Origin of the sequence: Comamonas thiooxydans (assembly GCF_000964545.1) — a bacterium.
GTDB lineage: Bacteria > Pseudomonadota > Gammaproteobacteria > Burkholderiales > Burkholderiaceae_C > Comamonas > Comamonas thiooxydans.
Map to the genome: position 1 here is coordinate 115,564 of NZ_BBVD01000008.1, position 25,377 is coordinate 140,940.

Genomic DNA, 25,377 nt, shown 5'->3' on the forward strand with positions numbered 1-25,377 from the left:
TATCTCCTGTCTCGCGGCTGGCGCCAAAGCCTCAAAGGCATCTGGTACGTCCGTCACGAAAGGGCTATGACTGCCCTTTTGCTGGATGGGGTGTCAGTGCCAGGCCCCCGCCTGGACACGAATCAATTCAAGCGGGCTCCATGCCCTGGCGGCGCTTGGCCGCTTCGGCTTCAGGCGAAGCCATGAAGGCCAGCAGACGCTGCACGGCATCCGCATGTGCCGAGCCCGTCACAACGCCGGCAGAAAACACCGTGTCGATGGCAATCGCTGCAGGCAGGCCGCCCACGATCTGTATGCCCGCGACATGGATCAGCTCGCTCAGTTGCTGAAAGCCCAGCGCCACTTCGCCCGAAGCAATCATGGAGCCCACAGGTACACCGGGCCTGGCCTGCACGATGCGGGACTTGATCTCGTCGGCAATGCCCCAGCGCTCGAACAGCTTTTGCAGTGCCACACCGCTGGGGCCGGTGGAATAGCCAATGCTGGGCGCGGCCAGCACGGCAGCACGCACCGCCTCTTCAGAACCGATATCAGGCTGCTCCGCAGCAGCGGGCACGGCCACGGCAGTACTGGAGAGCACCAAGTCCACCTTGCTGCCTGCAACCACACGGCCGGCGGCCTGCAGCTTGTCGATGGCGTTGGAGGCCAGGAAGACCACATCAAAAGCCTCTTCACCGGACTGCACACGCTGCGCGGCATCCACACCGCCCACGGATTCGATCTGCACCGGCTCGCAGCCCTGCTCCTGCCAGGCTGCAACCAGATCCGCGAGGACCTGGCGGGTTGCCATGGAAGAAATGCCTTTGAGTGCTGCGCTCATGCCGGAAGACTCCTGAAGTGGATGCCATGGCTGCCCCGCAATCTCGAATGCCGCGTCCCGGCCATCGAGGCCTTTCAAGCCACTCCCGTCACGCTGCGGGCAGACTGCACCGGCAGGACGAAGCGCTCAACAGGGCTTGCATCAGGGCAACCATCTAGTCAAAACGAATGAGACTATTGTCGGCAGCCCCGCGCCCTCCCACTAGGCAAGCCCTCTGCTAGCAGCTATGCCGCAAAGGCATAGCAAAGTGCTTGCTCATAACACGTATAAATACCTACAAACAAAGCATGAAGCCAATAAAAATAAAAGGCTGATTGCTATTTTTTTAATAGCAATCAGCCTTCATTGCTGCGCATAAGCAACAGTGAATTTAATGGTTAACCCCTAATTCAGTCGTCATGGCGTCCATGCCCACGCCCGTGACCATGACCACGCCCCCGGTCATCGCGATCATGCCTATCCCAGTCACGTCGATCGCGGCGATCGTCTCTGTCCCAGTGCCTATGGTCCCGGCGGTCGTCATGCCAGTCGCGTCGCTCGTGGTGATGGTGGCGCGGCGGCGCAGCGCGCCAATGGGGTGGCGGATTGCGCAGGAAATAGACCGGCTGGCCGCAGGCGTGGTAGCGGCCGCAGTAGCGGCGCCAGTTGCGCGAATGGCCGGGCGGCACCCACATATAGATGGGCTGCACCTGCGGCACTACCGGGCCGCCCCACATCGGCTGGGCATACAGCAGCGGCGGCGGTGCATTACCGATATTGACCTGACCGTAAACCCCGGGCGCCAGCTGCCCTGAGATGGAGCCGCTGATATAGGCCTGCGCCTGGGCGGCACCCGCTGCGCAAACCAGCGCCAAGGCTGCCAGGCTGCGGATGAGTGAAGTGCGATTGGACATATGTCTCCATGCTCGATATAGATCACCGTGGGCCGGCGAGATCGCGCTTCGTCCCGGAAACGCTTCAGTCCTTAACGCACCAGAGCCGAATCTCGCTGACCTGGACCTGGCATGAAGCGTAATGAGGCGTAATGAGCTCATCCGGCTCATGGGCTGAATGGCCTGACAGCCCTGTCACCTGATCGTCTGGCCCTGCAGACCTTTTTTCAGAATCAGGTCCACCACGGGCTGCTCGCGCTTGTTGGCACGCATGCAGTGATCCTTCTGGAAGTGGTCGGTGATCCGGATGACCCAACGCGCCCAGCGCTTGTTCTCGCGCTCGCGCCAGGCATGCGATGACACGCTTTCCCAGGCATAGCCATTGAGCACTGCCGCATTGACAAAATGGTCCAGCGCCCGCACTCCGGCCCTGCCCCGCTCCGTCTTGCCGAACAGGCCGACCCAGCAAAGAATCAGCCAGCCCACGACCGCCAGCGGAACGACTGCACACATCAGCGCAAAACCTGCCAGGCGCTCCTTCATGCAGCCTCTCTCTTGCGCAAATTGATGCGTACGCCATTTTCGGAGCGAATCGTCAGCCGCCCCACAGGCTGCGGCACATGGCCTGCCGCCGGCAGGATTTCATAGCGCTGCAGCAGGCAGGCCAGAATCAAGACCGCCTCCTGCAAGGCAAATGCAGCTCCCAGGCAGACGCGCGGACCCATGCTGAAAGGCATGTAGGCGTGTTTGATGGCTTCCTTGTCCTCCTCACGGTCAAAGCGATCCGGGTCGAAGGCATCGGGGTTCTTCCACCATTTTCGGTGGCGCTGCAGCAGCCAGGGCGCCACCACCACCGTGCTGCGCTCCTTCAGCTGCTTGCCCCTGATAGGGCAGGACTGAACATTCTCCCGGGCGAAGAAGCCCACAGGGGGAAACAATCGCAAGGTCTCCCGAAAGATATTCCAGACCTGAGAGAAGCTCTTCATGTCCGCCTGCTGCGGCAGACGATCGCCAACCACTTCCACCACTTGCTCGTAGGCACGCTGCTGTATGTCGGGTGACTGGGCCAGAAGATAGCTGGCCCAGGTCAGCGCGCTGGCCGAAGTTTCATGCCCTGCCAGAAACAGCATGGCGACCTGATTGACCAGCTCTTCCTCGTTAAAAGGCTCGCCTGTGTTCGGATCCTTGGCCTGCATGAAGGCGGCAAGAATATCCTCCTGCTCCTCGGCATCGCCCTTCAGATGCGCTTCATAGCGCGGCTTGATCATGGCGTGCAGCAAGCCACGAATCTCCCTGGCCGCCTGGTTGCTCTGCCAGCGATACCAGGGCATGGTCAACCAGCGAGCACCGAACAGCGCTGGCAGCATGAGCTTGGGCGCCAGTGACTGATAGCGGGCAAATGCCTCGAAGATGCGATGCGCATCCGGCCCCTGCATGGGCTTGGAGAAAATCGTGCGGAAAATGATGTCGGCCGTGACATGGGTCATCTCGATCTCGATGTCGTACGGCTGTGCCTCCTCCACGGCATCCAGGCGCTCCAGCATGGATTGCGCGGCTCCCAGCATGCGCGGGAAAGCGACGTTCACGCGCGCCTGGGCAAACGCGGGGTTCATCATGGTGCGCTGACGCTGCCACTGCTCGCCATTGGTCGTGAAGATGCTGTCTCCCAGCAAAGGCTCCAGCGATTCATGCAGCAGATGGCTTTTGGGAAACTGCTGCGCCTCGCTCTGCATGACTCTCTTGACCTCTTTGATGTCATTGAGCATGTAGAGATCCACGCCGGGCAGATGAACCTCACCCATCTGCATGCTGTAGCTGCGCTCGAACAGGGCGTCCATCCAGGAGCGCCGCGCATGCCAGAACATGCGCAGCTTCGATGTCTGTTCGGGGTGGGGCTTGGGATAAACGGGACAGAAACGACTCATCGCACCAATTTCCTCTCTATGTAGTCACGCATCGGACCGGCGCTGGTGAGCAACTCGAAATAATCATAGGCACCGGCAACTTCGCCGGCCATCAGATACTGAAAATGCATGCGCATCTTGTTCCTGCGCAACCAACGGTAGGTTGTCGGCAAAAACAGCTTGTGAAAGCGCGGGGAGCATATCGCCTGCGGATTGAATCCCCACTGCGGCCGGCGCTTGCTGGAATCAGCAACGGAGTTGACGGACGGGGCCCCATCCTTGCGCCCATCTTCGCGCAACGACAGCCCCACCACATCGCACATGCCGAAACACACGCTATCGCTGGGAGAAGAAATATCGGCCCAGTACACCGCGTCGTCCATGGCGACCTCACGCAAGGTTTGCCGCAACGCGCCAGCGCCGGGAAACAGCGCAAACAACGGAATGCAATTGCCCAGGGTGACCAAGCTCACCAGCGGCTTGCGAGAAGCGTGTGAGGATAACGGATCTTCAGCCAGCTTACGGCGAAGCGCCTGAGTCAGCTTCAGAGCCTGCACACTGCCGACACTGAAGCCGACCACGACCACCTCGCGCCAACGCTGCTGCTGCATGGCCTGCGCCACCTCGGCGGCCATCGCCTCGATACGCGCATCCAGCACGGGGAATGTTTTCCCGGAACTGGCATGGGCAAAGTTCAAAATTCTCAAAAGCCAGCTGATATGCAGATACCGGTCCAGCACAAAGCCGCCCCAGCAAACGGCAGCAAGCACCGCAAGCATCAGTGCGAATGCGCCCGCTTTCGGCAAACCGTCCCATAGATTAACGAGCAAGGATCCCATGCCGATTCCGGCCAGCAGCACCAGCAGCACATAAAACAGCGGGTACATCAGCGCCCACAAAGTAAAGCGCGCCTGCTCTCGCACAGGTTTCAGCCACTGCCTCAAATTCCAGACAGCAATATAGGTTCCCAGGGCCTGGCGAAAGACTTCCGCCCGACTCTGGGGCCAATGAAGACGAACCTGATCATGCCAGTCAAAGAAAACAAAATCGGCAGATGCAGTATTTTCGGACCCCGCCTGAGAAACCCGCCATCGAGAATGCAGTGATTTTTCTTGCGCGGCCTCGCCCTCATTCCACTTCTCTCTGCCGCCAATCGCGTATTTTCTATCCTCGGAAACAGACGGCTGCTTTTGCGATTCCGCGCGCATCAACTGGTGATAATGCCTTGCCCCACGGGGGTCGAAGCCACCCATGAAGATCACCAGGCGCTCGCAATCGCTTGTCTTCCCGGAAGACTCGAATGAGATATTCTTTTCTCTGCTAGTCATTGCACTCCGGAAAACGGAATCCTTCCATACCATGGCTTATTCGACAGAGGCCACCCCCTGCAACATAGAAGGCATGGCATTTTCCTGATTTTCCTGTCGGGCAACGAATACTGGCTCCACAGCCTCTTCGGGCCAAAGCAAGGGATCCACCGACGAACCGCCTCCCCACAGGCGCTGGGCCATCTGTCCGTCCAGCGCGGCCCCGCAACGCCATGAGACCGCCGAAAGCCGGCGATAGAAGCTGCCATTGATCTGCGTGCACTCTATCAAGGCCCTGCGAAAGCGCGAGAGCATATCCTGATCAGGAATGGCCTGATGAGCCCGAAACCAGAAATCCCGCATCTTGCCCTGAAAGGTCAAGCCTTCCAGGTCATACAAGGCATTGCCGCAAACCTTGACAGGGGCACCATGCCCCAATGCGGAAAGACCAGTCGTACTATTGACCAGCACCACCCCCTTGGCATTCTTGAGCAACGATGGCAGATGCTGGTCATGGATATATAAGACCTTGCCCTGCAAACCATGGCGCCTTGCCAACAGACTGATGATATTGGCGTAGTTCCGGTGCCCCCGGTCCATGGGGTGGTGCTTGAACACCACCACGTCATTCGCAATCGACTTTCCACCTTCAGGCACACCGTTCATGCGCTCCAGCGCCTGTGCCCTGGAAAATGAATGCAAAACGTGATTGATGAAATCCGTCACGAAATCATAGTTCGAGTGAACCACGATCTGGGCATCGTTATATACCTGCAACGGAGCCAGGAAGAATTTCTTGCGCAAATCGCCGAGCAGCCGCTCTTCGATTTCCTTTTCCGTGCGGCGATACCAGAATTTACGCAGATAACTCAGCCACCACCAAGGCGCATCCCGCACGGTCATGCTTCTGTGATGCAGGGAGTTATTCCAGAACCACTGCCCCAGCCAGGCAGCAAAGAAATACAGCATGCCCCACATGGCCGAATGCCAGAATGAATTCCCGACCTTCTTCCATGACTCCGTCATCGGTCCATTCGGATGAGAGCGCTGTGGCGCAGTCTCTTGCTGCGCCCTCTGCTTAAGCCATATGGCCAGTCTCTTTTCAAAATGAGAATGCCCATTCACGCCCATGGGCTCAAAGGTGATGTGGTCGGGCCGCAGATAGCCTTCTTCAAACACGCCGAAGGCACAACCCAGACGCTCCGTCATGGAGCGCACGCACGCATGCACAGGCCGGCAATCGCCGAACAGCAGCACCGCATCAATCCGGTGCCTGATGATGAAGGCCTCCAGAACCTCGGGCCACTGTGCCAACTCCCCCTTAAACGAATGGGCCTTGCGCGGATAGAACAGCCAATCCCCTGCATTGAAGTTGAACTTGAAAACAGTCGCCCCTACCGAGCGCAAGTCCTTGGCCAGGTTCCAGAAAAAAGGCCCTACCGGGCCTTGTAGCAACAAAACACGTTTAGACGCAAATCCACTCTTGTTCTTCATGCGTTAGGAACTGCGGGCTGTCATGCCGCTTGGTATCTTTATGGAGGTGTCATGAAGCATGACCCTTGTATTTTAGGGGGTTTCACCGAGCGAAACACGTTCACATGTCTGCACGATCGTGACAAATCGATGAAAAATAAATGCAAAAAAAGGTAAGTATCACCAATCCGACAAAATCGACTGAAGCAATACCTTGGATTTGCGCCATTGCCGCCGCAACCAGCCGGACTTCAGGCCCTGCAAACTGCCCGACTCCTCCAGGGCGGTACGTTGCTCAAGCAAACGCCTGAGCACCGCTTCGCAGCTTGTGTAGCCTCTGAGCACCGGATCCCAGTACAAGGGATAGTGCAGCAGCGCCCCGGCAACCAGCTCGTCCAGAGACAGCGAGCGGCTGCGGCGCGGCACGGGCAGACAGTCCTGCGTGAGGCCCCAACCAGCGTAGAACGGCCGCCCGTGCACCACCACTTGCTTGTTGCGCAGCAAGGCATCAAAGCCTGTCAACGAGGTCATGGTCACCACCACATCGCAGGCCTCAATACAGCTCACCACTGACGCGCCTTGCTCCATGTGGTCGGCATACAGCAAAGCCTGAGCCGGCTCGACACGCCCCTTGCGATTGCCGCTGCTCACATCAGGGTGCGGCTTGAAAACAATGAAAGCATCGGGAAATGCAGAGCGTGCAGCCTGGAGCAGACCCAGATTCGTGCAAACACCCTCTGCATCGCAGCCAAAGCGAATGGAAGCATCGTCCTCCACCTGACCCGGCACCAGCACCACCTTGCGACCGGCCTGCGGATGTTCATCGCTGAACCAGTCCACCGGGCGATTGGGCTCCAGGTTGTACTTGGTGATGCCGTGCTCGACGATGAAGGCGCGCACATTGCGCGCACGCTCCAGGTCCTGCGCCGTGAATGCCCGGGTATTGAGCAGATCCTCCAGCTCCGAAGGCTGGCCCGGATCGAAATAAATGCCCTTGGCATCCAGCACAAAGGACTGCGGCGGGATCAGGTCGGAACCCAGCCCCACGGAGCGCACAAAGCCATCCTCCATGCGAAGCAGGCGCACGCCTGATTCATCAGCCAACTCCTGCACACCCTTTGGCGGCACCCGACCCCAGCAGACCAGACAATCGTCTCCAGCAGGCCGCAAAGCCCTGGCTGCAGCGGCATTCTTGACAAAGACCACCTTGCCGGGATGCAGTGACAGCATGGCCTTCACGTTCGCGGCCTTCCAGCGCCGAAAGCCCACCACAATCATGCGCCCACCAAAGCGCTGGGCCACCTGGCGCTGTCGCTGCAGCCAGTCCAACACATCCAGTACATTGCCGCGCTGCCGAGTCTCAGGGTTCAGATAGCGGCTGTAATGCATATAGCCAGCGGCAAACAATTCGTCCACCGAGCGCCTGCGGCCGGCCCGGCGCCCCATGGCTGGATGCTGCGGCTGGCGATCATCCGTCACGCCCCAGCCCGCATACCAGGGCACACCAAAGCAGACCACCGGCTTGCTGGCAAGCAAGGCTTCAAAGCCCATGGTCGAGCTGACCACATAGACCTTGTCCATCTGAGCAATCAGGCTCATCGGGTTGACCGCATCACGCAACACCACCGTACGGGCATCGGGCTGCACGCCCGTCAGATAACCACTCTTGCGGCCCGAAGTCACCTCGGGATGGGTCTTGACATAGACAGTGGCCTGCGGATTTTCGTCCAGCGCTGCCGCCAGCATGGCTTCAAACGTAGCGGCATCCGCCCCACCCTTTGCCACACTCATATCCCCAGCCGTCTGGTCCACCACCAGAACCCGCTGAACATCATCAGCGCGCAATACGCCTGCGGGCAGATCCGGTGCATGGTTGTATTTGCTGAGGCCCGCTGAAAGCAGCTTCTCGCGGGCCAGCCGCACCAGCGCGGCATCTGGTGCCAGCACATCGGCATCGCTGCTCAGCAGTTGCTCCAACGCACTGGGTCGTGTGCAGTCGTAGTAGATGCCTTCTTCATCAACCACCAGCGACAGCGGCGGGAAATGCTCGCCTGTGCCAAAGGAGCGCAGAAAGCCATCCTCCAGCGCCACATACGGTAGTGCATGCTGAGCGGCATATGCCAGGGCCTTTTTGGTACTGGGACGCAAACCCCAGCCAACAATTGCATTGACGCTTATGTATTGCCGCGCCGGCAACTTCACCAAAGGCATGCCAACTAAAGCTGCAAGGAAGGGAATTCTATAGATTCCCCGAGAAATTACGCCAATTTTCTCCATCACGTCAAAAGACTCATTAGATTTATTTTTAAATAACAAATAATCGAAAATAGATTCTAAAAAAACCTTAATAATACTGACACAAGAGGTTCATACAATAAGTAAATTTAAGGAAATAAATGGAAAAAATATTAATTCTCTTAAGTATGATCTTATTTATTATAATTTATATATCTTTTAATCTTATAAAAGGCCTTGAGAAAGATATGGAAGGTTACTAATTTAAGATTTTTCAAGTATTAAGTTGTTTTCTTGCATTTCATTATGCCATCGATCAATTAGAATCTCTCCAATTCTTTGTGCATTCTCTTCTTTTAGATTATTTTCTAAACTGAATGAATTTAGAATAAATTCGTCTATACTGTCTGAAGAATTCAGGTAATCAATAGCCCCCTCTACACTTGAACCATCATCCAAATTAATAATTGCTTTTTCTCTAATACGCCAATAATCCAATGGAGCGAAGCATTTTTCTTTTTTACGCAAAAGTACCACAGTGGGTATTTTCTTTGCAGCAAGCATAAATTCTGCCGCGGATATATCTACAACGCCAAACCTTATCTTCAGATTCTCATCACCCGACTTTATAGCGGTTCGAATACTACTATATCCATCTAAATAGTGCATTGATGAGGGATCAACATGAACATCAACCCCCCTGCTTAGCAACTTTCGAGAAATAACAGCCAATGCATCTTTATACGATTTAATTCGACCACCTGTGTTCGGATGGCATTTTATAAGAATACAATTTATCTTAAAATAATTTAAAATACCACATAATATATCCACTACCTTCGGTATTGCGATACTGGAAAAATTCTCATCTTCCAGCCCCCCCTTCCCAAGTCGGCATATAAGCTATACATGGCTGCGTTGCATTAAAAGACAAGTACTCAAAGCACTGGGCACTCAGAGCGGCTCCAACCCTAATAACCCGCCCAGCCTCGATATCATGAGACGTGAATATCTCACTTTCCAAATAGCGCTGACGAGAAAAATCACCTGCCGCTAGCACATGGTCATACAAACGAACCATTCTATTAATACTCGCCTTCTTATTGCTTTCGCCATGTGTTAAAAAAACATGACGAGCATTACGATTCAATATTAATCGGCAATTAGATTGAGAGTTGTATGGATAGAAAATAATTTTTCCATCCAAAACTGGTATTTGTCTATAAAATAAATAAAAAACAACTCTTATTCCTAGCCTATTGGCATTTTCAAAAATTTTATAGTAATTATTTTTATAAAATTTAACTACGAGAATTGTTTTTTTCTTATTTAAAAAACCTGAATTAAAAAAAATTTCAATTTGCTCAAAGAAATTTTCAAATTTATTGTCAATAAAAATCAATGAATATCCCGAAAATTCTTCAGGTTTATTTTTCCCCGTTCCCCATTTCAAGTCTATAAACTTTAATAGCGTTTTAATTATTCGAAGCATAACGACTCTCAAGGGCGAAAAAAATATCGTATGGATTCGTATTAACCACGTCACCATACGAATTTTATCAATTCAGCTAATTAACTTAACGTCCGTCTTTACGAACGTCCACAATAATACCCGTATGATCTGATGACAAAACACGAAGGCTTGTAGATGCAACATCTTTCGCATCTAGCAGAAGTCCCGAAGGTTCCACGCCAAAATTAGCAGTTCGCATCGGTGTTGCTGTACGTTCGGGATTGATGCAGTTTACTCGCACACCATCACTCTCCCATTCTTCTGCTAGAGCCTGCGTGAAGTTGACAATTGCGGCATTCGTAGAAGAGTAAAGAGCATAGTATGCCCGTCCACGGGTGTAAGAGCTAGAGGTGAAATTTAACAACATACCTGCGTTTTTCACCAAATATTTCTTAGCTGCAATTGCCACATTTACAGCACCCGTGTAATTGATATTAATAAGATCTGTAATTTCTTCAATCGACAAGGTGTCAATTGGCTTCTTAATTAGCAAGCCCGCTGTATTAACAACATAATCAATCCCGCCCATAGACTTGTTAGCTGCTTCAAGGTAACTTTTCACAGAGTCCAGATCACGAATATCAATGCCATTGGCACTTCGGCTGGCGACCTCAACTTTGGCACCGTTAAGCATTGCAAGGTTCTTCATTTCCAAGCCAATGCCACTTGAGCCACCAAAAATGACAATATTCTTTCCATTCAAAGACGCCAGACTATCTCCTTCAAGATAATCACCCTTGCTGCCTGCTTGCAGAAGCTTTTCTGCGATGAAGAGATCCACAGGCTGCGTGACCTTTAAGTTGCGCTCGCTTCCTTCCACAGTCGCTACACGAACATGAGGCAACATGGAGCGAACTACTCCACAATCACATGTAAAAACGTATCGATTCGCATCGATTGCCTTTTGGTATGCCTCTTGAATTGTTCCCAGCAAAAAGCCTTGAGGAGTCTGTCCTCTACGCATCATTGCTCGGTTCGGAATATTTGCAATACAGCCATCATCATATACTTCCACCAATGTGTCTGCTGATGGAATAACAACATCAACCGCTTCGAAATTTTCAAGGGCTTTGAGAGAGTCTCGAATAATTGCCTGGCTTATCAAAGGGCGCACAGCATCATGAAATAGCACCTGAGAATTTTTCTCATATTCTTTCAGAGCCTGTAATGCAGAATAAGTCGAGTCAAAGCGCTCTTTGCCACCGGATACTACTTTTGTAACCTTCTTCCAGCCATTCTTTTTAATAATCTCCCAAGTCCTCTCAATATGAGGAGCTTGGGAAACAATTAAAATTTCGTCAATATGCTCCGATTTTTCAAATACATCTACTGTGTATTCGATAATAGCCTTACCTGCAAGCTTGGTAAACTGCTTTGGTAAAGCCCCTCCAAAACGAGAACCAGATCCGCCAGACAAAATAACAGCAATTGCTTTCATTTATCGCTCACTTCATTAATCAATTAATAGAGATTTTTTTATAAATCAAGTCACTCGATGATGAGAAATCATAAAAGCATTCCTCATATTTTTTCGAGAATTTTTTGGAAACACCATCCGCATCATCAAAGTACAATTTTAAAGATTTACTAAGCTCATTAATATTTCTTGAAAACAACCCAAATCCATTTTCCATTGGAGTTGATATTTTGCTATACAAATTCAGTCCGCCATTGATTTCGTCATAATCAGGACAGTAATACATTATTGGCTTACCCAAATATACAGCATCGTATATTACAGAGGAAAAATCCGTAACCACCAGGTCATAATCATTTATATTAAAGCTCTCGACAAACTTAACCCTATCATTTTCTATAAATTCTTTTTCTGCACCTCGAAATATTGGATGAAGCCCAATATCTAATAAGGCATCTTTGCTCTTAAGAAAATTTACAAAATTATCTTTTAACAAGTCCGAGATACCCAGCCAAAAATTACTTCTACTCATCTTAGCCTTATCAAAAGACCAAGTATTATTTTCAGAGCGAGCTGCCAAGTATGATCTCCAAGATGGCAGGTAGATAATTTTTCTAATCTTTCCCAAGTGAAAAACATTCTTCTCATTACTTGAGAGTCTAGGCATCCCAAAAGGAAGTAGCTGATCCTCGGAAAATCCTAATTTCAAATACAATTCTCTTTCTATTTTTGTAGAAATTACAATTTTATCTATACCCAAAAACTCTTTTGCATAGTGAATAGTATGTGCATGTAAAACACCATGCTGCATATATATTATTTTTGGACTAAATTTGTTAGAGTAATTATTATAGTAATTCTTTCTCCCAAAAGGAAGATAAAATGAATCATCTACAAAAGATGTAAAAACATATTCACTTTTAAGAAACGCCACCTTATGCTGCAAGGACTTGCTCCTCAAGATATTTCGCCGAGGAATACCTTGAGCAACAACTTTCTCCATGTCTAATTCATTATGGCAGATGTAATATCTCTTAATAGAATCGTTTCTCTTTAAATCATCTTTAAATTGATAAAAAGAATTATCAAATAATCCATCTCTATCACAGTAAATCCATATTTTTGAATATGAATAAGATTTGGCGAACATTGCCAAAATAGATTTACCAGGATTTTTATTTATTCTCGAAGTCAGATCAGAAGAAAGCAGCTTCAATCTTTCAAAGCCTTTTTTAACTATGAATGCAGATTTCTCTTTATCAAAATATATACAATATTCATTGGAGAATTTACATAAATTTCTCCCAAAATTACTATCAGGAGCAAAAGAAAAGCTTCTAATAGGATAAACACTATCCTTAAATGAAGTGAAAAATCTTATTTCTTTATTCAAAAATATTTTCGGATCCAAGTGCAACTCAAATCCATTAAAATCATTGGTTTTTAGTTTGCTACGATGATAACTATAATATGTGAATTTTGTTTTTATTTTCTTAAAATCAAATCCATCACTATAATATAAACCAATTTCACCTCTCTCTATATAATTTGAGATGTAGTTTTTTAGAAAACCACTCAATACGATATTATTTTTTGAAAATTTAATATCAGATATATATATATTGTTTTCTTTTACATGAATTTGAGAATCATCACTTAAATTTAATAAAATTCTCTCTCCATTTTTCACAATGGTAGGCCTCTTCTTTTTAAGAGAGAGAAAATAATGTTTATGATATTTATCAGTATTAGGATGATTAAGAATTAATTCATCATCCAAAATATCTATCAGAGATGATACTCTTTTTATGTCACGATTAAATTTAACGCTATCAGAATCTACGTTTAATAAAACGTTTGAGCGAATCTTCCAGGAAAAATCATTAATTATCAAATTCTGTATATATCTATCAACTTTACCATCTTTGCTATACAGTCTACAAAGATTTTCATACATCCCCATCGACTTATCGAATGAGTGATAGGGATTTAGTTTGGTTGCAGTTGCAGAAAGATTATTCCTATTATCATAAAAATACTCAGCTCCTTTTACATATCCAAACTTTCCTTTTTTTAGAATCAATCTAGCTGCATACTCCTCATCCTCATGCATGAATAGATTTTCATTAAAATACTCATTTAATGAAAATCTATTCTTTATACAGAAATTAATGGTAGTTAAAGTAATTCCACGAATATCACTTGAATCAACAATACAACTTTCCTTGAAAAAATCAGATCGATAGTGTTTTTTACCTGATTTTTTATAAACCAAGTCATAAGTCGCAACATCTATTTCATCATGGTTTTTTTCAAAAAAGATAAATATATTTTTTAAAGTATCGACGCCTAATGAATCATCAGCATCTAAAAATATTAGATATTTTCCTTCGGATTTTTTTATTCCTGCATTTCTTGCAGAAGAAACCCCTCCATTAGATTTATCAATAATATTAATATTCAATTCATTAAATCTTGATTTCAAATCATAAAGAACATTAAGCGTATTATCTTTAGATCCGTCATTAACTAAAATTAATTCATACCTTTTATTATCATAATTTTGCTCAGAAAAACTTTCAATTGTATTTGCAATAGAATTGGCAGCATTAAAAGCAGGAACAATAATACTAAAGTCGTATTTATTCTTAATCTTTTTGAGTTTTTTGAGTTTTTTCATTTAAGTAAATATTTATAGTCCTAAAACCACTTTTGCACTAATCGCGATCTGATACATTATCTGCGTCATATCCTTCCAGAATTGGCGCTTTTTCTCATCCATTTTGGGTAAAACCAGAATCTGATCACCAGCCTTGATAGATGCATCTGCAAACAGCTTGCTGGTATCGACCTGCTCGAAAGCACCATCACGATGGGCAACCACTACGCGGGCGTTATCTGCGGATTGGGTAAATCCTCCAGCACGGTCAATATATTGCTTGAGGCTCAAAGAGCCATCAAATGCCACGGCATTCGGAAAGAGTACCTCCCCACTGACCAGCACCAAACCGTCCTTGCGCGGTATGCGAATGACATCGCCGTTTTCCAGCAACATATTGTCACGCTGTGCTGCCTGTGCAATCTGTACCTGGCCTGTGGGCTCAACCTTCTTGGCACGCTCCACCCATTGCAAGGCAAGATTTGCTTCCTCTTGACGCAAACGGGCTTCATCGACACTACCACTGCGTGCTGTGAGCAGTGCCGTTTCGAGGCTGCGCAAGCTGGTCGCCAGCATTTCCTTCTGGCGATCTTTCACACTCTGGCGAAAGAGTTGAATGCTTTCAGGCTCGGCGTCTGTCGAGGTCTGAATGTTTTGCATCAGAGAGCCCAGACGAGTGCCATAGGGCAGCACATATTCCTGCGAGTTCATATGCTCGCCTTCGACGCGCACGGTAATGGTGCCGGGCTTTTTGTCTGCAGTGAATTCCAGCTCATCGCCGTTTTGCAATACCAATGCATTGGCCTCCTGCAGCGGGTAGTACTCCGTGTTTTTAACTGTGCCGGTATTGCGTGCAATACGCACATGGGTTGCCTGCGCTTGGGGCTTGGCCAGTTGCATCAACTGAGCCACGGTTTCCGAGCCTTGGGCAAATTCGAAGCGCTTGGCATTGTTCACAAGACCCGAAACGCGTACCCGGTTGGCAATGGGGGGGACAAATATCACATCTCCATCATTGAGTTGCAGCAGCGGCAACTGGCCTTTGAGCAGAAAGTCATAGAGATTGAAGGTGGCACGCACGGTGCTGCCGCGCTTGACCTGCACAGTCAAAAAGCTGCCGCGCTCAGGGTCAATGCCACCCGCCTGGTCCAGGTAGTTAAGCAAGCTGTCCATGCTGGTGCCGTTGTAGAGGCCCGGACGCATGACATTGCCGCCCACAAAGATACGCACCGGCTGGGCTGCAGCCAGGCTGGCATAGCTGTAAACATTGGCGCGGAATACACGGCGTACTGCTGCCTCTACCTGTTGCTGAAGATTCTTGTTGGCAATGCCCAGCACCTTGATGGGCCCGACCTGAGGTAGGAAGATATTGCCCTGTGGGTCAACAGCGGCCACGCTGTCAAAGGTAAAGCCACCCCACAACCGCAAATGAATGCGGTCGCCTACCGTAACCAGATAATCGGGGTTGAACTGCGTCGCACCGGCACGTGCAAAGTTGCCGGTAAACAGGTTCGCGCCAAAAACATCGCTATTGAGATTGGCCGTGTAATCAGCGGTCTGTGGAGCTTGCGGCAACACAGGGGCCTGCATGGGAACTGTAGAAGTTGCGCGGCTTGCCGAAGCGTCGCTGGAAGCTCCGCTAGAAGGGGTCAATCCCAGCGCCTGATTGATCTGGAAAGGATCAGTACCGGATGCTGATGCATCCTTACTTGAGCCAGCTTTAGAGACCTGTGCCTGAGCCGGTACCAAACCAGTCAGCAGCACCGCGACTGCCGAACTGATACAGGTACGCGCGATAAAACGTTGCATGATAAAACTCGAAAAATTCAAAAATCAATCGCGGTGGTCGCGCACGATAGAAGCCAGCAATTGCACCAACCCTGCCAGCAGCAAAGCACCAAGAATAAAGGTGGCAATGTTATAGAGTCGGCGGGGACGTAGAGGGTATTCAGGCATCGATGGGCTTTGCAGTACCAGCACTTTTTTCAAGGTACGTGTTGCTTCCACGCGGCCTTTTTCCAGTGCGACCAAAGCACTTTTGTAAGCATCCTGCTGAAACTGAGCCTCCAGTTCCAGACGCTGGTACTCTTCTACAGTCTTGTTCAGCGACTGCCCTTTAGCGCTGGTCAAACGGGCTTTTTCCGTCTTGATCTGCTTTTCCACGGCCTGAATCTGCAGATCGACTTCCACAACCGCAGGGGCTGTAGGAGCAAGATAGCCCAGCAACGCTGTCTTGCGCGCGCTAAGCTCGGTCAACTGCTCATCCAGTTTGTTGACTACGCCGGCCAGATTTTCGGCCGCGGACTGGGGAGAAATTAGCCCCTTGGCATTCTGAAAGGCCAGCACACGTTGGCGCGCGTTCAGCGCATGCTCACTACGTTCCTTGACCTGCTTTTCCAGAAAGTTCACCTGCTCCTGCGCCAGTTGGTGGCCCAACGTATTCATATAACGCTCGCCCTCATGTACCAGTGCGCTGGTGATCTTCCGGGCCATTTCAGCGTCATAAGCCTGAGCCTGAATGACCAGCACACCAGCATATTCGTCATATTCCACACTGATGCGCGAGAGAAAATGCCTATGAAAAAACTCCAGAGACGCATCATGGAAGAACATGCGCGAAAGCACGTCGTGATCGTGGCTGCTGTAATGCTCGCGTAGATTCAGATCCTTATCCAGTTGCAGCAGCATATCGACAGAGAGCAGTCTATCGCGCAGCAACATCTGGTCTGCACGTGATATTCCATCGCCGCCAGCCAAGAGCGAGCTGAAATCCATAGCCTGCGAAGCTGCCATGTCAGTACGCTGAATCAGAACGCGGGCTTCGGAAACATAGCGATCAGACGCGATAAAACCCCAGTAGATAATCGCCAATACTGATACACATAATGCAATGGCCAGCGCCTTCATGCGCCAGATTGCTTTGCAATAGACTTTGAGGCGTTCTTTTTTTTGAAAATCATTCATGTGGAAATACTGTCTTTATAGTTTTTCATAGCATCTTCGATGCTGTCGAACCAATGGGCTTGGCCTTCATGCAACCAGATACCTGCCTGACAGAACTCGCGCAAAGTACCATCACTGTGCGAAACCATTATGAGCCCGGAGCGATCCGCAATACGCTTGAAAGCATCAGATGCTTTTTTTCTAAACGAGGCATCGCCAGCTGAAGTGGCCTCATCAGATATATACACATCAAAATCAAATGCCAGAGATAATCCGAACTGCAAACGCGATTTCATGCCCGAAGAATAAGTACGAACGGGCTCATCAAATGATGAGCCCAATTCTGCAAATTCTTCAATATAGTCAATCCTGTCCGCCATGGCCTGTGCGTCGCCAAAGCCATGTAAGCGGCAGACAAACTTGGCGTTCTGCCGCCCAGTCAAAGAGCCTTGCAAGCCTCCACCATAGCCCATAGGCCAGGAAACCCGGCTACGCCGTTCCACAATGCCACGTGTGGGTGTGTCCACGCCGCCAATCAAGTTGAGCAAAGTTGACTTTCCCGCACCATTGCGTCCTACCAAGCCTACGCTGACATTGGCAGGAATTACTAGATTGACACCTTTGAGTATCCAGCGCCCTGCTCCGTGCGGGGTCTGGTATCGCTTATGCACGTCATCCACAATAATCATTGCGCCCTCAGCTTTTGAGCAAAACGCACCTGCAGTGCTAGGCCGAAAAATATGGAGACAGCAGCAAATCCAAAAAGATATTCAAAGTTCGCCTCAGGAGCTGCATGATAAACAGGAAAAAAACTGCTTCTCAGCAGTTCCAGTCCATGTGCAAATGGATTTAAAAATGCCCACTCTCTGTATTGAATCGGAATAGCAGACAATGGAAATATTGCCCCCGATAAAAAATACAAAGGTCTGAAAAGGAATACCGTCAGATTTCCCGCTTCAGGAACCAAGTCACTGAGCACGGAAAGAACCAGACCAACCCCTAATGCGCAAAGCATCAGCCCGGCCCAGGAAAGAATGGTTTCCATTGGAGCATCAGGAACAAAGGAGTGACCAAAAAAAGCCAGGCCTCCTAGCAAGACCAGCAAAATAACGACTCCAAGCAACGTCTCAAGCGCAGCTCGCACGATCACTGTGTCTATGGGTCGAACCTGACGATAAGCAAACAAGGCCTTGTTTGCATCGACCGCCCCCATGGCACGCTGAAAGACGTTTTGCACTGTGAAGTAGCCAGTCAAGCCCAAGACCAGCCAGACGGCAACATCTGCGCCAGCCACAGAGCGTGCACGCAAAACGGTGTACAGCAGCAACATGAAGCAGGTATGCAACACCGGCTCCAGCACGATGAGCACCCAGGCTCCGCGCGTGGCGCTCAGGCGGGCAACGGCTTCGCGCAGGAAAAGTGCGCTCCAGACCGCAAAAGTAACGGAAAGTGAACTACGTGGTGCTGTGATTTCACCAGAAGGCGGGGCTGAGTCCAAAATAAATCCTCGTTCCTTTGGACTCAAGACGCACTGAAATCCAATCGAAAAATTATAAATGAAAACATAAGCAAAACCTTATTACAGCTTACAACCACGCCTATAACACATTCAATTACATTACAAATAATCTATTGATAAGATCAGGTTGATTTATTTTAACTATTTAATTATTTCAATGTTAAAGGTAGTTAACTGAAATTTTTTCAATCTGCGGGGTACGTTATCGCATGAATATGCCATTCATCTCTCACACCGATTTCGAGAAATATCATTCAAGAATTACAAAGCCTAAATCCCTGGAGTCTGGCCATTAAAAACTTTAGTTATTGAGTATTCAAAAACAATATTCCGCAACGCCAGGTACACAGCGGAGCCATCTTGATGCCTCTCCAAGCACATCCCCCAGAGAATCGACAATAGACTGCAGTCCAACACCCCAGACAGTCAATAATGAGAGCCTACTGTGCATCCGGGATGAACTTCCGGCAGAGCACAAGCATCTCTATCACTACCGCAGCAACATAAGTGCTGCTTGCCGTCTGGATTGACATGAACACCACTCAAGAAACCGCCTCCCCCGCGACCCCGCGCCTGACCTCTCTCTCCCACGGCGGCGGCTGCGGCTGCAAGATTGCACCCGGCGTGCTGTCGGAGCTGCTGGCCAAAAGCAATCTGCCCAAGCAGTTTTTTCCCGACCTGCTGGTAGGCACAGAGACCGCAGACGACGCGGCCGTTTACAAGATCAATGACGAGCAGGCCATCGTGGCGACGACGGACTTTTTCATGCCCATCGTCGACGACCCTTATGACTTTGGCCGCATTGCCGCCACCAATGCGCTGTCCGATATCTACGCCATGGGCGGCACGCCGCTGATGGCGCTGGCCATTGTGGGCATGCCCATCAATGTGCTGCCACACGATGTGATTGCCAAGATTCTGGAAGGCGGTGAATCGGTCTGCCGCGATGCAGGCATTCCTCTGGCGGGCGGCCACTCGATTGATTCGGTGGAGCCCATCTACGGCCTGGTCGGCATCGGTATCGTCAACCCCAAGCAGATGAAGCGCAATGCCGATGCCAAGGACGGCGATGTGCTGATTCTGGGCAAGCCCCTGGGCGTGGGCATTCTCTCGGCGGCGCTCAAGAAGAATCTGCTGGACGATGCAGGCTACCGTGCCATGGTGGATGCAACCACCAAGCTCAACCGCCCCGGCGCCGAGCTTGCCAAGCTTGACGGCGTGCACGCGCTGACCGACGTGACCGGTTTTGGCCTGCTGGGCCACGGCCTGGAGCTGGCCCGTGGTGCCCAGCTCAGCGCACGCATTGAAAGCGCCAAGCTACCCGTGCTGCCCGGTGTTCAGGCGCTTGCAGAGCAAGGCATTTTCACGGGCGCATCGGGGCGCAACTGGGCATCCTATGGTGAGCACATCCAGTTGGCATCGACCGTGACAGACGCCCAGAAAGCGCTGCTGACCGACCCTCAGACCTCTGGCGGCCTGCTTGTTTCCTGTGCGGCGGATGCTGTCCAGCAGGTGCTCAAGGTCTTTGCCGACAGCGGCTTTGGCGATGCTGCAGTGATTGGCCGCATGGAGGCAGGCGCGCCCAAGGTCTTTGTGGACTGAGCGCACCAGGCAGTCGAGAAGGAGCGCAGCCCTGCTCTCCTTCCACCACAGAATGCAAAACGCCCGGCTCAAACCGGGCGTTTTGCATATGAGCGTCAGATTATGACTCTGGGCTTCTAAGCCTCTCCCACAACCTCGGCCGTGGTGCGGCGGTCGATCTTGCGGCTCAGCACCACCGAGGTATAGGTCTGCTGGATGCCGTCGATCAGACCGATACGGTCGAGCAGCGCATCCAGTTTCTCATTGCTCTCGCAGCGCACAAACACCATGTAGTCGTACTGTCCGCTGACGGCCGACACCTCTTCCACCTCGGTGAAGCGGTTGAGCGCCTGCATCACCGAAGTTGCTGTCTTGGGCTGAACACGGATACCGCAATAGGCGCGCACGGCAGATTGCTCCATGCGCGAGCCAAGGCGAACGCCATAGCCGGCGATCACGCCCTCCTGCTCCAGCTTGGCGATGCGAGCGACCACCGTGGTCCGAGCCAGATTCATCTGCCGAGCCAAATGCGCGGTCGAGGCACGCGCGTTGGTCTGCAGCAGGCGCAGCAGCTGGCGGTCCGTTTCATCCAGTCGATATTCCATACCTTGTCTATCCAAATCTTGCCGTGCACTTACGCAAACGCTGCGTTAAACACAAACCCCAAGAACTCTCTGCCACCACCTGCAGCCGTGCATTACGCCGCGCGACTTCTGTTGCTGTTCGCCCTCAGTCATACGCGTAGAGCGAACCTCAGCGACACCTAACAGCCAATCATTGTGTCAGCTAACCCAGCCTGGTAGTGAGCTTGTCTTTTCAGATGGCAAATATGTATACATTTGTTTCAATCAGGCAAGATATATCAACATATCTGCACTTGCCTGCGCTTGTGACCATGGCAAGGGCGCACTGCGGTACGTCAGAGTGACTCCGGCCGAGACCAGGCCTCTGTCGTGGGCGAGCGGTCAAGCTCGTTCACAAGGACCCAAGTGCGCTCACCGAGTAACAGCGACACAAAAGAGCGAAGAGTCTAATGGTTGTTTTCCCGCGCTCATCGATGCCACCGACGATACGGCGAAAACACTCGGTAAGTTTGGCTGGTTTTCCGCAAATATCTGCAAAAGGTAAGTGCTTACCCTAGGTTATCCCTTGGCCTGGTGCGTCGCTTTCAGCAATGCCTGAGCCCACCAGGCTGCAAGCAGCCCCCAATCACCGACAACTGCGCCTTTTGCTGCCAGCAAGGCTGGACGCGCGATAGCGCATACCCGAGTGCCCCAATCGCGCATGACTGAAAGCTTTGGGCTCGCTTGCATGCTTTCCAAGCTCACAAACAAAAAACCCTGCTCATTGCAATGAGCAGGGTTTGGGATTTTGGCAGGGGAGGAAGGATTCGAACCTTCGCATGCTGGAATCAAAATCCAGTGCCTTAACCAGCTTGGCGACTCCCCTACGATGGAACGAATTCTACAACGACTTTTCGCTATAAATTTCGAAGTAGTCCAAAAATGTGCAATTGCACATGGAATAGGTTTGCAGCCTTCCTGGCGTCAAGCCAGCTCAGTCGCTGGCTGCCTATTCCACGACGACAGCCGTGCCGCTGGCCGAGACCATGAGCATGCCATTGCCCTGACCCAGCACCTCGAAGTCAAGGTCCACGCCAACCACCGCATTGGCACCCGCCTCGGCGGCGCGTTGCTCCAGTTCCTTGAGGGCAATTTCACGCGCTCTTTGCAGCTCGCGTTCGTAGGTTCCAGAACGCCCGCCCACGATATCGCGAATTCCGGCAAAGAAGTCCTTGAACACATTGGCGCCCAGAATGGCCTCGCCCGCCACCACGCCGCAATAGCGGGTGATGCGTTTGCCTTCGATGGAGGGAGTGGTTGTGACGATCATGCTTTGCTTTCTTAAAAATCAGCGCAAGGAGACTGGCAGCCATACGCTCTGGTCATAGCGCTGCGCGTGGCAGAGGCAAAGGCAGATACAGGCCTTGCCTTGTCGCAGGCGCCGAGTCATCCGGTCGGATCAGTATATGCGTGCAATCTGTGCTGTTATCAAGGCGATGGCGGCTGCATCCATCGGCGTTCAGGACTTTTCATGACTGACTCCAAACTGGTCCGGCAGCGCAGACCAGCCTCCACCATGCAGCGCATGGATGCAGGTCAAATCAGAAGTCAGGCCGCCCCATCAAGGGCAAGACGCCATCAAAAATCATGCATCGGGCAATAGCAGCTTCTGCATGCCTTGCACGGCATCGCGCAGAAAGCTCCAGGTCGTGGCTATGCGCGGAATCTGGCGCGACTCCACGGGCATGCTCATCCAGAAGGTGCGTGTGAAACACGCCTGCTCGGGTAGCACGCGGCTCAGTATCGGATCCTTGTCGGCCACAAATGCTGGCAACACGGCCAGACCGGCACCGGCACGCACGGCCTCGTATTGAGCGGTGATGCTGGTGCTGCGCAGCGCAAAACGCTCGGGCCGGTGCAAGGTATCCAGCAATTGCAGCTCGCGCGTGAACAGCAGATCGTCCACATAGTGCACAAAGCTGTGATGGCGCAGGTCCTCGGTTCTGGCCACCAATGGCTTGCGCGCCAGATATTCACGCTGGCCGTACAGATAGAGCCGGTAATCGGTCAGCTTGGTGACCACGACCGAGCCGCGCTTGGGCCGCTCCAGCGAGATGACGATATCGGCCTCGCGGCTGGACAAATGCAGCATGCGCGGCAGCGCCAGCAGGTCCACACTGAGCAGCGGATAGCGCAATGTGAGCCTGGCGAGCTCGGAGGCCAGCATCTGCGTACCAAAGCCTTCGGTGGCACCCACCCGCACCAGCCCGGCCAGCCCTTCGGCAGTCGCTGCATGCGCCAGGGGGCCCCGCTCCAGCCCGTCGACCGCGCTTTGCATGGTGTTGGTCACTTCCTGCAACTGCCGCCCGGCCTCGGTCAGCCGCCACTGGCCGCCTTCGCGCGCAAACAGTACGGCACCGAGCTGCTTTTCCAGCGCCTGAATGCGCCGCGACACCGTGGTGTGCTCGACTCCCATGCGTCGCGCAGCCGCCGCCATGCTGCCGCTGCGCGCCAGTTCGCCAAAAAAACGCAGATGGTCCCAGTCCAATGTCTTTCCTTGCGATCCGTGGTTCAGTCGTTCACGCTGCCCTGCACCTTGCCCGTAAGGCCCTTGACCGCCTTGACGGCAGCACTGCGCTTGCGCTCGGCACTGCGCTGGGCCACCGCGCTCGGGGCGCGCGCGAACTCGTCGTTCTCGTGAATCAGCAGCGACAGCATTTCCATGAACTGCGCCCGTTTGTCGTCAGGAAGAGGCTCCAGCATGCGGCGCTGAGCGCGCAGCACCGAAGGCTCGGCGGCCACCAGCAGGCCGCGCCCCTCTTCCGTCAGGCTCAGCAAACGCACGCGCCGGTCCGCAGGGCTGGCATTGCGCGCCATCAGGCCGCGTGCTTCCAGGCGGTCGATCACGCTGCCTATGGTGGATGTGTCGAAGCCGATATTGCGTGCCAGCGTGCGCTGGTCGATGCCCGGCTGACGCAGCACGGCCGACAGGGCCGCGTATTGCACGGGCGTCACGCCGAATTCCTCGGTTTCTTCCATGAACACGGCCACAGCGATCTGCTGCAGCCTGCGGATGTGATAGCCGGGATAGTTTTCTAGTTCTGCGGGTTGGTATTGCATGTCTTGGGTGGCCGAAGCCGAGCCCGCCCTGCCTTGCGGCAGTTGAAGGGCCATGACTGAAAGACCCCGATATTCGCACGACTGCCGCACCGATTCGAGCCAGGCCTGCTACCGGGTTTAACCCAATCATCGCTGACGCAGATCAACATTATGCTAATCATCAGTGTGCTGTTTATTTGATTAGCAGCCTCTTGTTGACCCAATTCCAGGCCGCAAGCCGCCAGACCCGGCAGCAACGCACTGCCAAGCAGATACCAAAGAAAGAGACAAACCATGAGCCTTGCGCAAGCCCAGCCCTCACCGGTCAAGCTCACGGCCCGCGACGCCCCCGGCCAACCCGAGCCTACAGCTGCGCTTGCGCAGTTGTACCGAGGTTTCGAGCAGGAAATGCTGGTGCCGCTGTGGACGGAAATCGGCGGACTGATGCCCGCCCACCCCAAAAGCCAGGCCGCCGCTCATCTGTGGCGTTGGGAGAATCTGCTCAAGCTGGCTGATGAAGCCGGTCGCATCGTCCCCGTTGGCCGGGGCGGCGAGCGCCGCGCGATTGCCCTGGCCAATCCGGCGCTGGGCGGCCGCCCGTTTGCCACGCCCACGCTGTGGGCTGCCATCCAGTACCTGATGCCCGGCGAAGATGCGCCCGAGCACCGCCACACTCAGCATGCCTTCCGCTTTGTGGTCGAAGGCGAAGGCGTATGGACCGTGGTCAACGGCGACTCGATCCGCATGTCGCGCGGCGACTTTCTGCCCCAGGGCGGCTGGAACTGGCACGCCCACCACAATGCGGCCAGCCAGCCCATGGCCTGGATAGATGGGCTGGATATTCCGTTTGCCTACTACACCGAGTCCCAGTTCTTCGAGCATGGCCGCCTGCATCTGGACCCGCAGGAGCGTGCCACGCCAGAGTTCTCGCGCTCCGAGCGCCTCTGGGGCCATCCCGGACTGAGCCCTGTGGCGCATCTGCAGAACAGCCCGAGCACGCCTTTGCTGGCCTACCGCTGGGTGGATACCGACCGCGCGCTGACCGAGCAACTGGCACTCGAAGCCGAAGGCTGCGCCGCCACGATCAGCCCAGGCCATGCCGCCGTGCGCTACACCAATCCATGCAATGGCCGCGACGTGCTGCCCACCATTCGCTGCGAAATGCACCGCGTGGCTTGCAGCGCCAGCACCCGGCCAAAACGCGAAGTGGGCTCTGCCGTCTTCCAGGTCTTTGACGGCCAGGGAACGGTGACCGTGGGCGAGCGCCAATGGCAGGTGCGGCGCGGCGACATGTTTGTCGTGCCCTCCTGGCAGTTGTTCAGCGCGCAATGCGATGCCGACCAAGCGCAGCTGGATCTGTTCCGTTTTGCCGATACGCCGATTTTCGAGGCGGTCCACGCGTACAGGGCAGATACCCCCTGAGCCGCTTCGCGTCTTCCCCCTCAAGGGGGAGACAGCCTTGGCTGCGGTGC

General features: G+C 52.3%; 21 protein-coding genes and 1 tRNA gene. 2 read left to right on the top strand and 20 right to left on the bottom strand.

The features are described 5' to 3' along the window. Positions 1 to 127: 127 nt before the first annotated feature. The 15 genes from Cth01_RS13935 to Cth01_RS14005 form a co-directional block, all read right to left on the bottom strand. Positions 128 to 820 carry a substrate-binding domain-containing protein gene (locus Cth01_RS13935; RefSeq protein ID WP_082085667.1) on the bottom strand — a complete coding sequence of 231 codons (693 nt, stop codon included), beginning with the start codon at positions 818 to 820 and terminating at the stop codon, positions 128 to 130. A 389-nt stretch (positions 821 to 1,209) separates the two neighbouring features. After that, on the bottom strand, positions 1,210 to 1,713 hold the full coding sequence (locus Cth01_RS13940) for a hypothetical protein (protein WP_055477387.1): 504 nt from the start codon (positions 1,711 to 1,713) through the stop codon (positions 1,210 to 1,212). A gap of 174 nt (positions 1,714 to 1,887) precedes the next feature. Further along, positions 1,888 to 2,235, bottom strand: a complete 348-nt coding sequence (locus Cth01_RS13945; RefSeq protein WP_003067549.1) for a hypothetical protein — start codon at positions 2,233 to 2,235, stop codon at positions 1,888 to 1,890. Then, the gene (locus tag Cth01_RS13950) at positions 2,232 to 3,617 is read right to left on the bottom strand and encodes a cytochrome P450 (protein WP_045839489.1); all 1,386 of its coding nucleotides are present in this window, start codon (positions 3,615 to 3,617) and stop codon (positions 2,232 to 2,234) included. The genes Cth01_RS13945 and Cth01_RS13950 overlap by 4 nt, the downstream gene beginning before the upstream one ends. Then, a complete protein-coding gene (locus tag Cth01_RS13955) occupies positions 3,614 to 4,924 on the bottom strand; it encodes a hypothetical protein (RefSeq protein ID WP_045839490.1) in 1,311 nt (436 codons plus the stop codon). Before Cth01_RS13955 ends, Cth01_RS13950 begins: the two co-directional genes overlap by 4 nt. Before the next feature lie 36 nt (positions 4,925 to 4,960). Further along, positions 4,961 to 6,397 (bottom strand): capsule polysaccharide biogenesis protein, encoded by a 1,437-nt coding sequence (locus Cth01_RS13960; protein WP_052703323.1) that lies wholly within the window; start codon positions 6,395 to 6,397, stop codon positions 4,961 to 4,963. A gap of 159 nt (positions 6,398 to 6,556) precedes the next feature. Then, positions 6,557 to 8,653: a capsule polysaccharide biogenesis protein gene (locus Cth01_RS13965; RefSeq protein ID WP_052703325.1), complete on the bottom strand. Its 2,097-nt coding sequence runs from the start codon at positions 8,651 to 8,653 to the stop codon at positions 6,557 to 6,559. Positions 8,654 to 8,875: 222 nt separating this feature from the next. Next, the gene (locus Cth01_RS13970; protein WP_139032071.1) at positions 8,876 to 9,343 is read right to left on the bottom strand and encodes a hypothetical protein; all 468 of its coding nucleotides are present in this window, start codon (positions 9,341 to 9,343) and stop codon (positions 8,876 to 8,878) included. 133 nt (positions 9,344 to 9,476) lie between these two features. Continuing rightward, a complete protein-coding gene (locus Cth01_RS13975; protein WP_139032072.1) occupies positions 9,477 to 10,103 on the bottom strand; it encodes a CDP-glycerol glycerophosphotransferase family protein in 627 nt (208 codons plus the stop codon). An 85-nt stretch (positions 10,104 to 10,188) separates the two neighbouring features. Next, the gene (locus Cth01_RS13980; protein WP_045839491.1) at positions 10,189 to 11,562 is read right to left on the bottom strand and encodes a bifunctional cytidylyltransferase/SDR family oxidoreductase; all 1,374 of its coding nucleotides are present in this window, start codon (positions 11,560 to 11,562) and stop codon (positions 10,189 to 10,191) included. A gap of 19 nt (positions 11,563 to 11,581) precedes the next feature. Continuing rightward, positions 11,582 to 14,221, bottom strand: a complete 2,640-nt coding sequence (locus Cth01_RS13985; RefSeq protein ID WP_072248252.1) for a glycosyltransferase — start codon at positions 14,219 to 14,221, stop codon at positions 11,582 to 11,584. Between the two features lie 12 nt (positions 14,222 to 14,233). Beyond that, positions 14,234 to 16,009: a polysaccharide biosynthesis/export family protein gene (locus Cth01_RS13990; RefSeq protein WP_045839492.1), complete on the bottom strand. Its 1,776-nt coding sequence runs from the start codon at positions 16,007 to 16,009 to the stop codon at positions 14,234 to 14,236. A 24-nt stretch (positions 16,010 to 16,033) separates the two neighbouring features. After that, positions 16,034 to 17,164 carry a KpsE/RkpR family capsule polysaccharide export protein gene (locus Cth01_RS13995; protein ID WP_045839493.1) on the bottom strand — a complete coding sequence of 377 codons (1,131 nt, stop codon included), beginning with the start codon at positions 17,162 to 17,164 and terminating at the stop codon, positions 16,034 to 16,036. Further along, a complete protein-coding gene (locus tag Cth01_RS14000; RefSeq protein WP_045839494.1) occupies positions 17,161 to 17,832 on the bottom strand; it encodes an ABC transporter ATP-binding protein in 672 nt (223 codons plus the stop codon). Before Cth01_RS14000 ends, Cth01_RS13995 begins: the two co-directional genes overlap by 4 nt. Then, positions 17,829 to 18,668, bottom strand: coding sequence for an ABC transporter permease (locus tag Cth01_RS14005; RefSeq protein ID WP_233425173.1), 840 nt, complete (start codon positions 18,666 to 18,668; stop codon positions 17,829 to 17,831). Before Cth01_RS14005 ends, Cth01_RS14000 begins: the two co-directional genes overlap by 4 nt. 525 nt (positions 18,669 to 19,193) lie before the next feature. On the opposite strand from Cth01_RS14005, the gene selD reads away from it, so the two are divergent. Then, positions 19,194 to 20,264 carry a selenide, water dikinase SelD gene (gene selD / locus Cth01_RS14010; protein ID WP_045839495.1) on the top strand — a complete coding sequence of 357 codons (1,071 nt, stop codon included), beginning with the start codon at positions 19,194 to 19,196 and terminating at the stop codon, positions 20,262 to 20,264. Between the two features lie 116 nt (positions 20,265 to 20,380). Here selD and Cth01_RS14015 read toward each other — a convergent pair whose 3' ends face one another. The 5 genes from Cth01_RS14015 to Cth01_RS14035 form a co-directional block, all read right to left on the bottom strand. Further along, the gene (locus tag Cth01_RS14015; RefSeq protein WP_003067511.1) at positions 20,381 to 20,848 is read right to left on the bottom strand and encodes an Lrp/AsnC family transcriptional regulator; all 468 of its coding nucleotides are present in this window, start codon (positions 20,846 to 20,848) and stop codon (positions 20,381 to 20,383) included. A 767-nt stretch (positions 20,849 to 21,615) separates the two neighbouring features. Next, positions 21,616 to 21,692 (bottom strand) — tRNA-Gln (locus Cth01_RS14020). Positions 21,693 to 21,815: 123 nt separating this feature from the next. Beyond that, positions 21,816 to 22,136: a heavy metal-binding domain-containing protein gene (locus Cth01_RS14025; protein WP_003054127.1), complete on the bottom strand. Its 321-nt coding sequence runs from the start codon at positions 22,134 to 22,136 to the stop codon at positions 21,816 to 21,818. A 315-nt stretch (positions 22,137 to 22,451) separates the two neighbouring features. Further along, positions 22,452 to 23,354 (bottom strand): LysR family transcriptional regulator, encoded by a 903-nt coding sequence (locus Cth01_RS14030; protein ID WP_003067507.1) that lies wholly within the window; start codon positions 23,352 to 23,354, stop codon positions 22,452 to 22,454. A gap of 23 nt (positions 23,355 to 23,377) precedes the next feature. Then, complete coding sequence (locus tag Cth01_RS14035; RefSeq protein WP_034409945.1) at positions 23,378 to 23,926, bottom strand: MarR family winged helix-turn-helix transcriptional regulator; 549 nt, start codon at positions 23,924 to 23,926, stop codon at positions 23,378 to 23,380. Positions 23,927 to 24,199: 273 nt separating this feature from the next. Between Cth01_RS14035 and Cth01_RS14040 the strand changes: the two genes are divergently transcribed. After that, positions 24,200 to 25,327 (top strand): cupin domain-containing protein, encoded by a 1,128-nt coding sequence (locus tag Cth01_RS14040; RefSeq protein ID WP_045839496.1) that lies wholly within the window; start codon positions 24,200 to 24,202, stop codon positions 25,325 to 25,327. Positions 25,328 to 25,377: the final 50 nt, after the last annotated feature.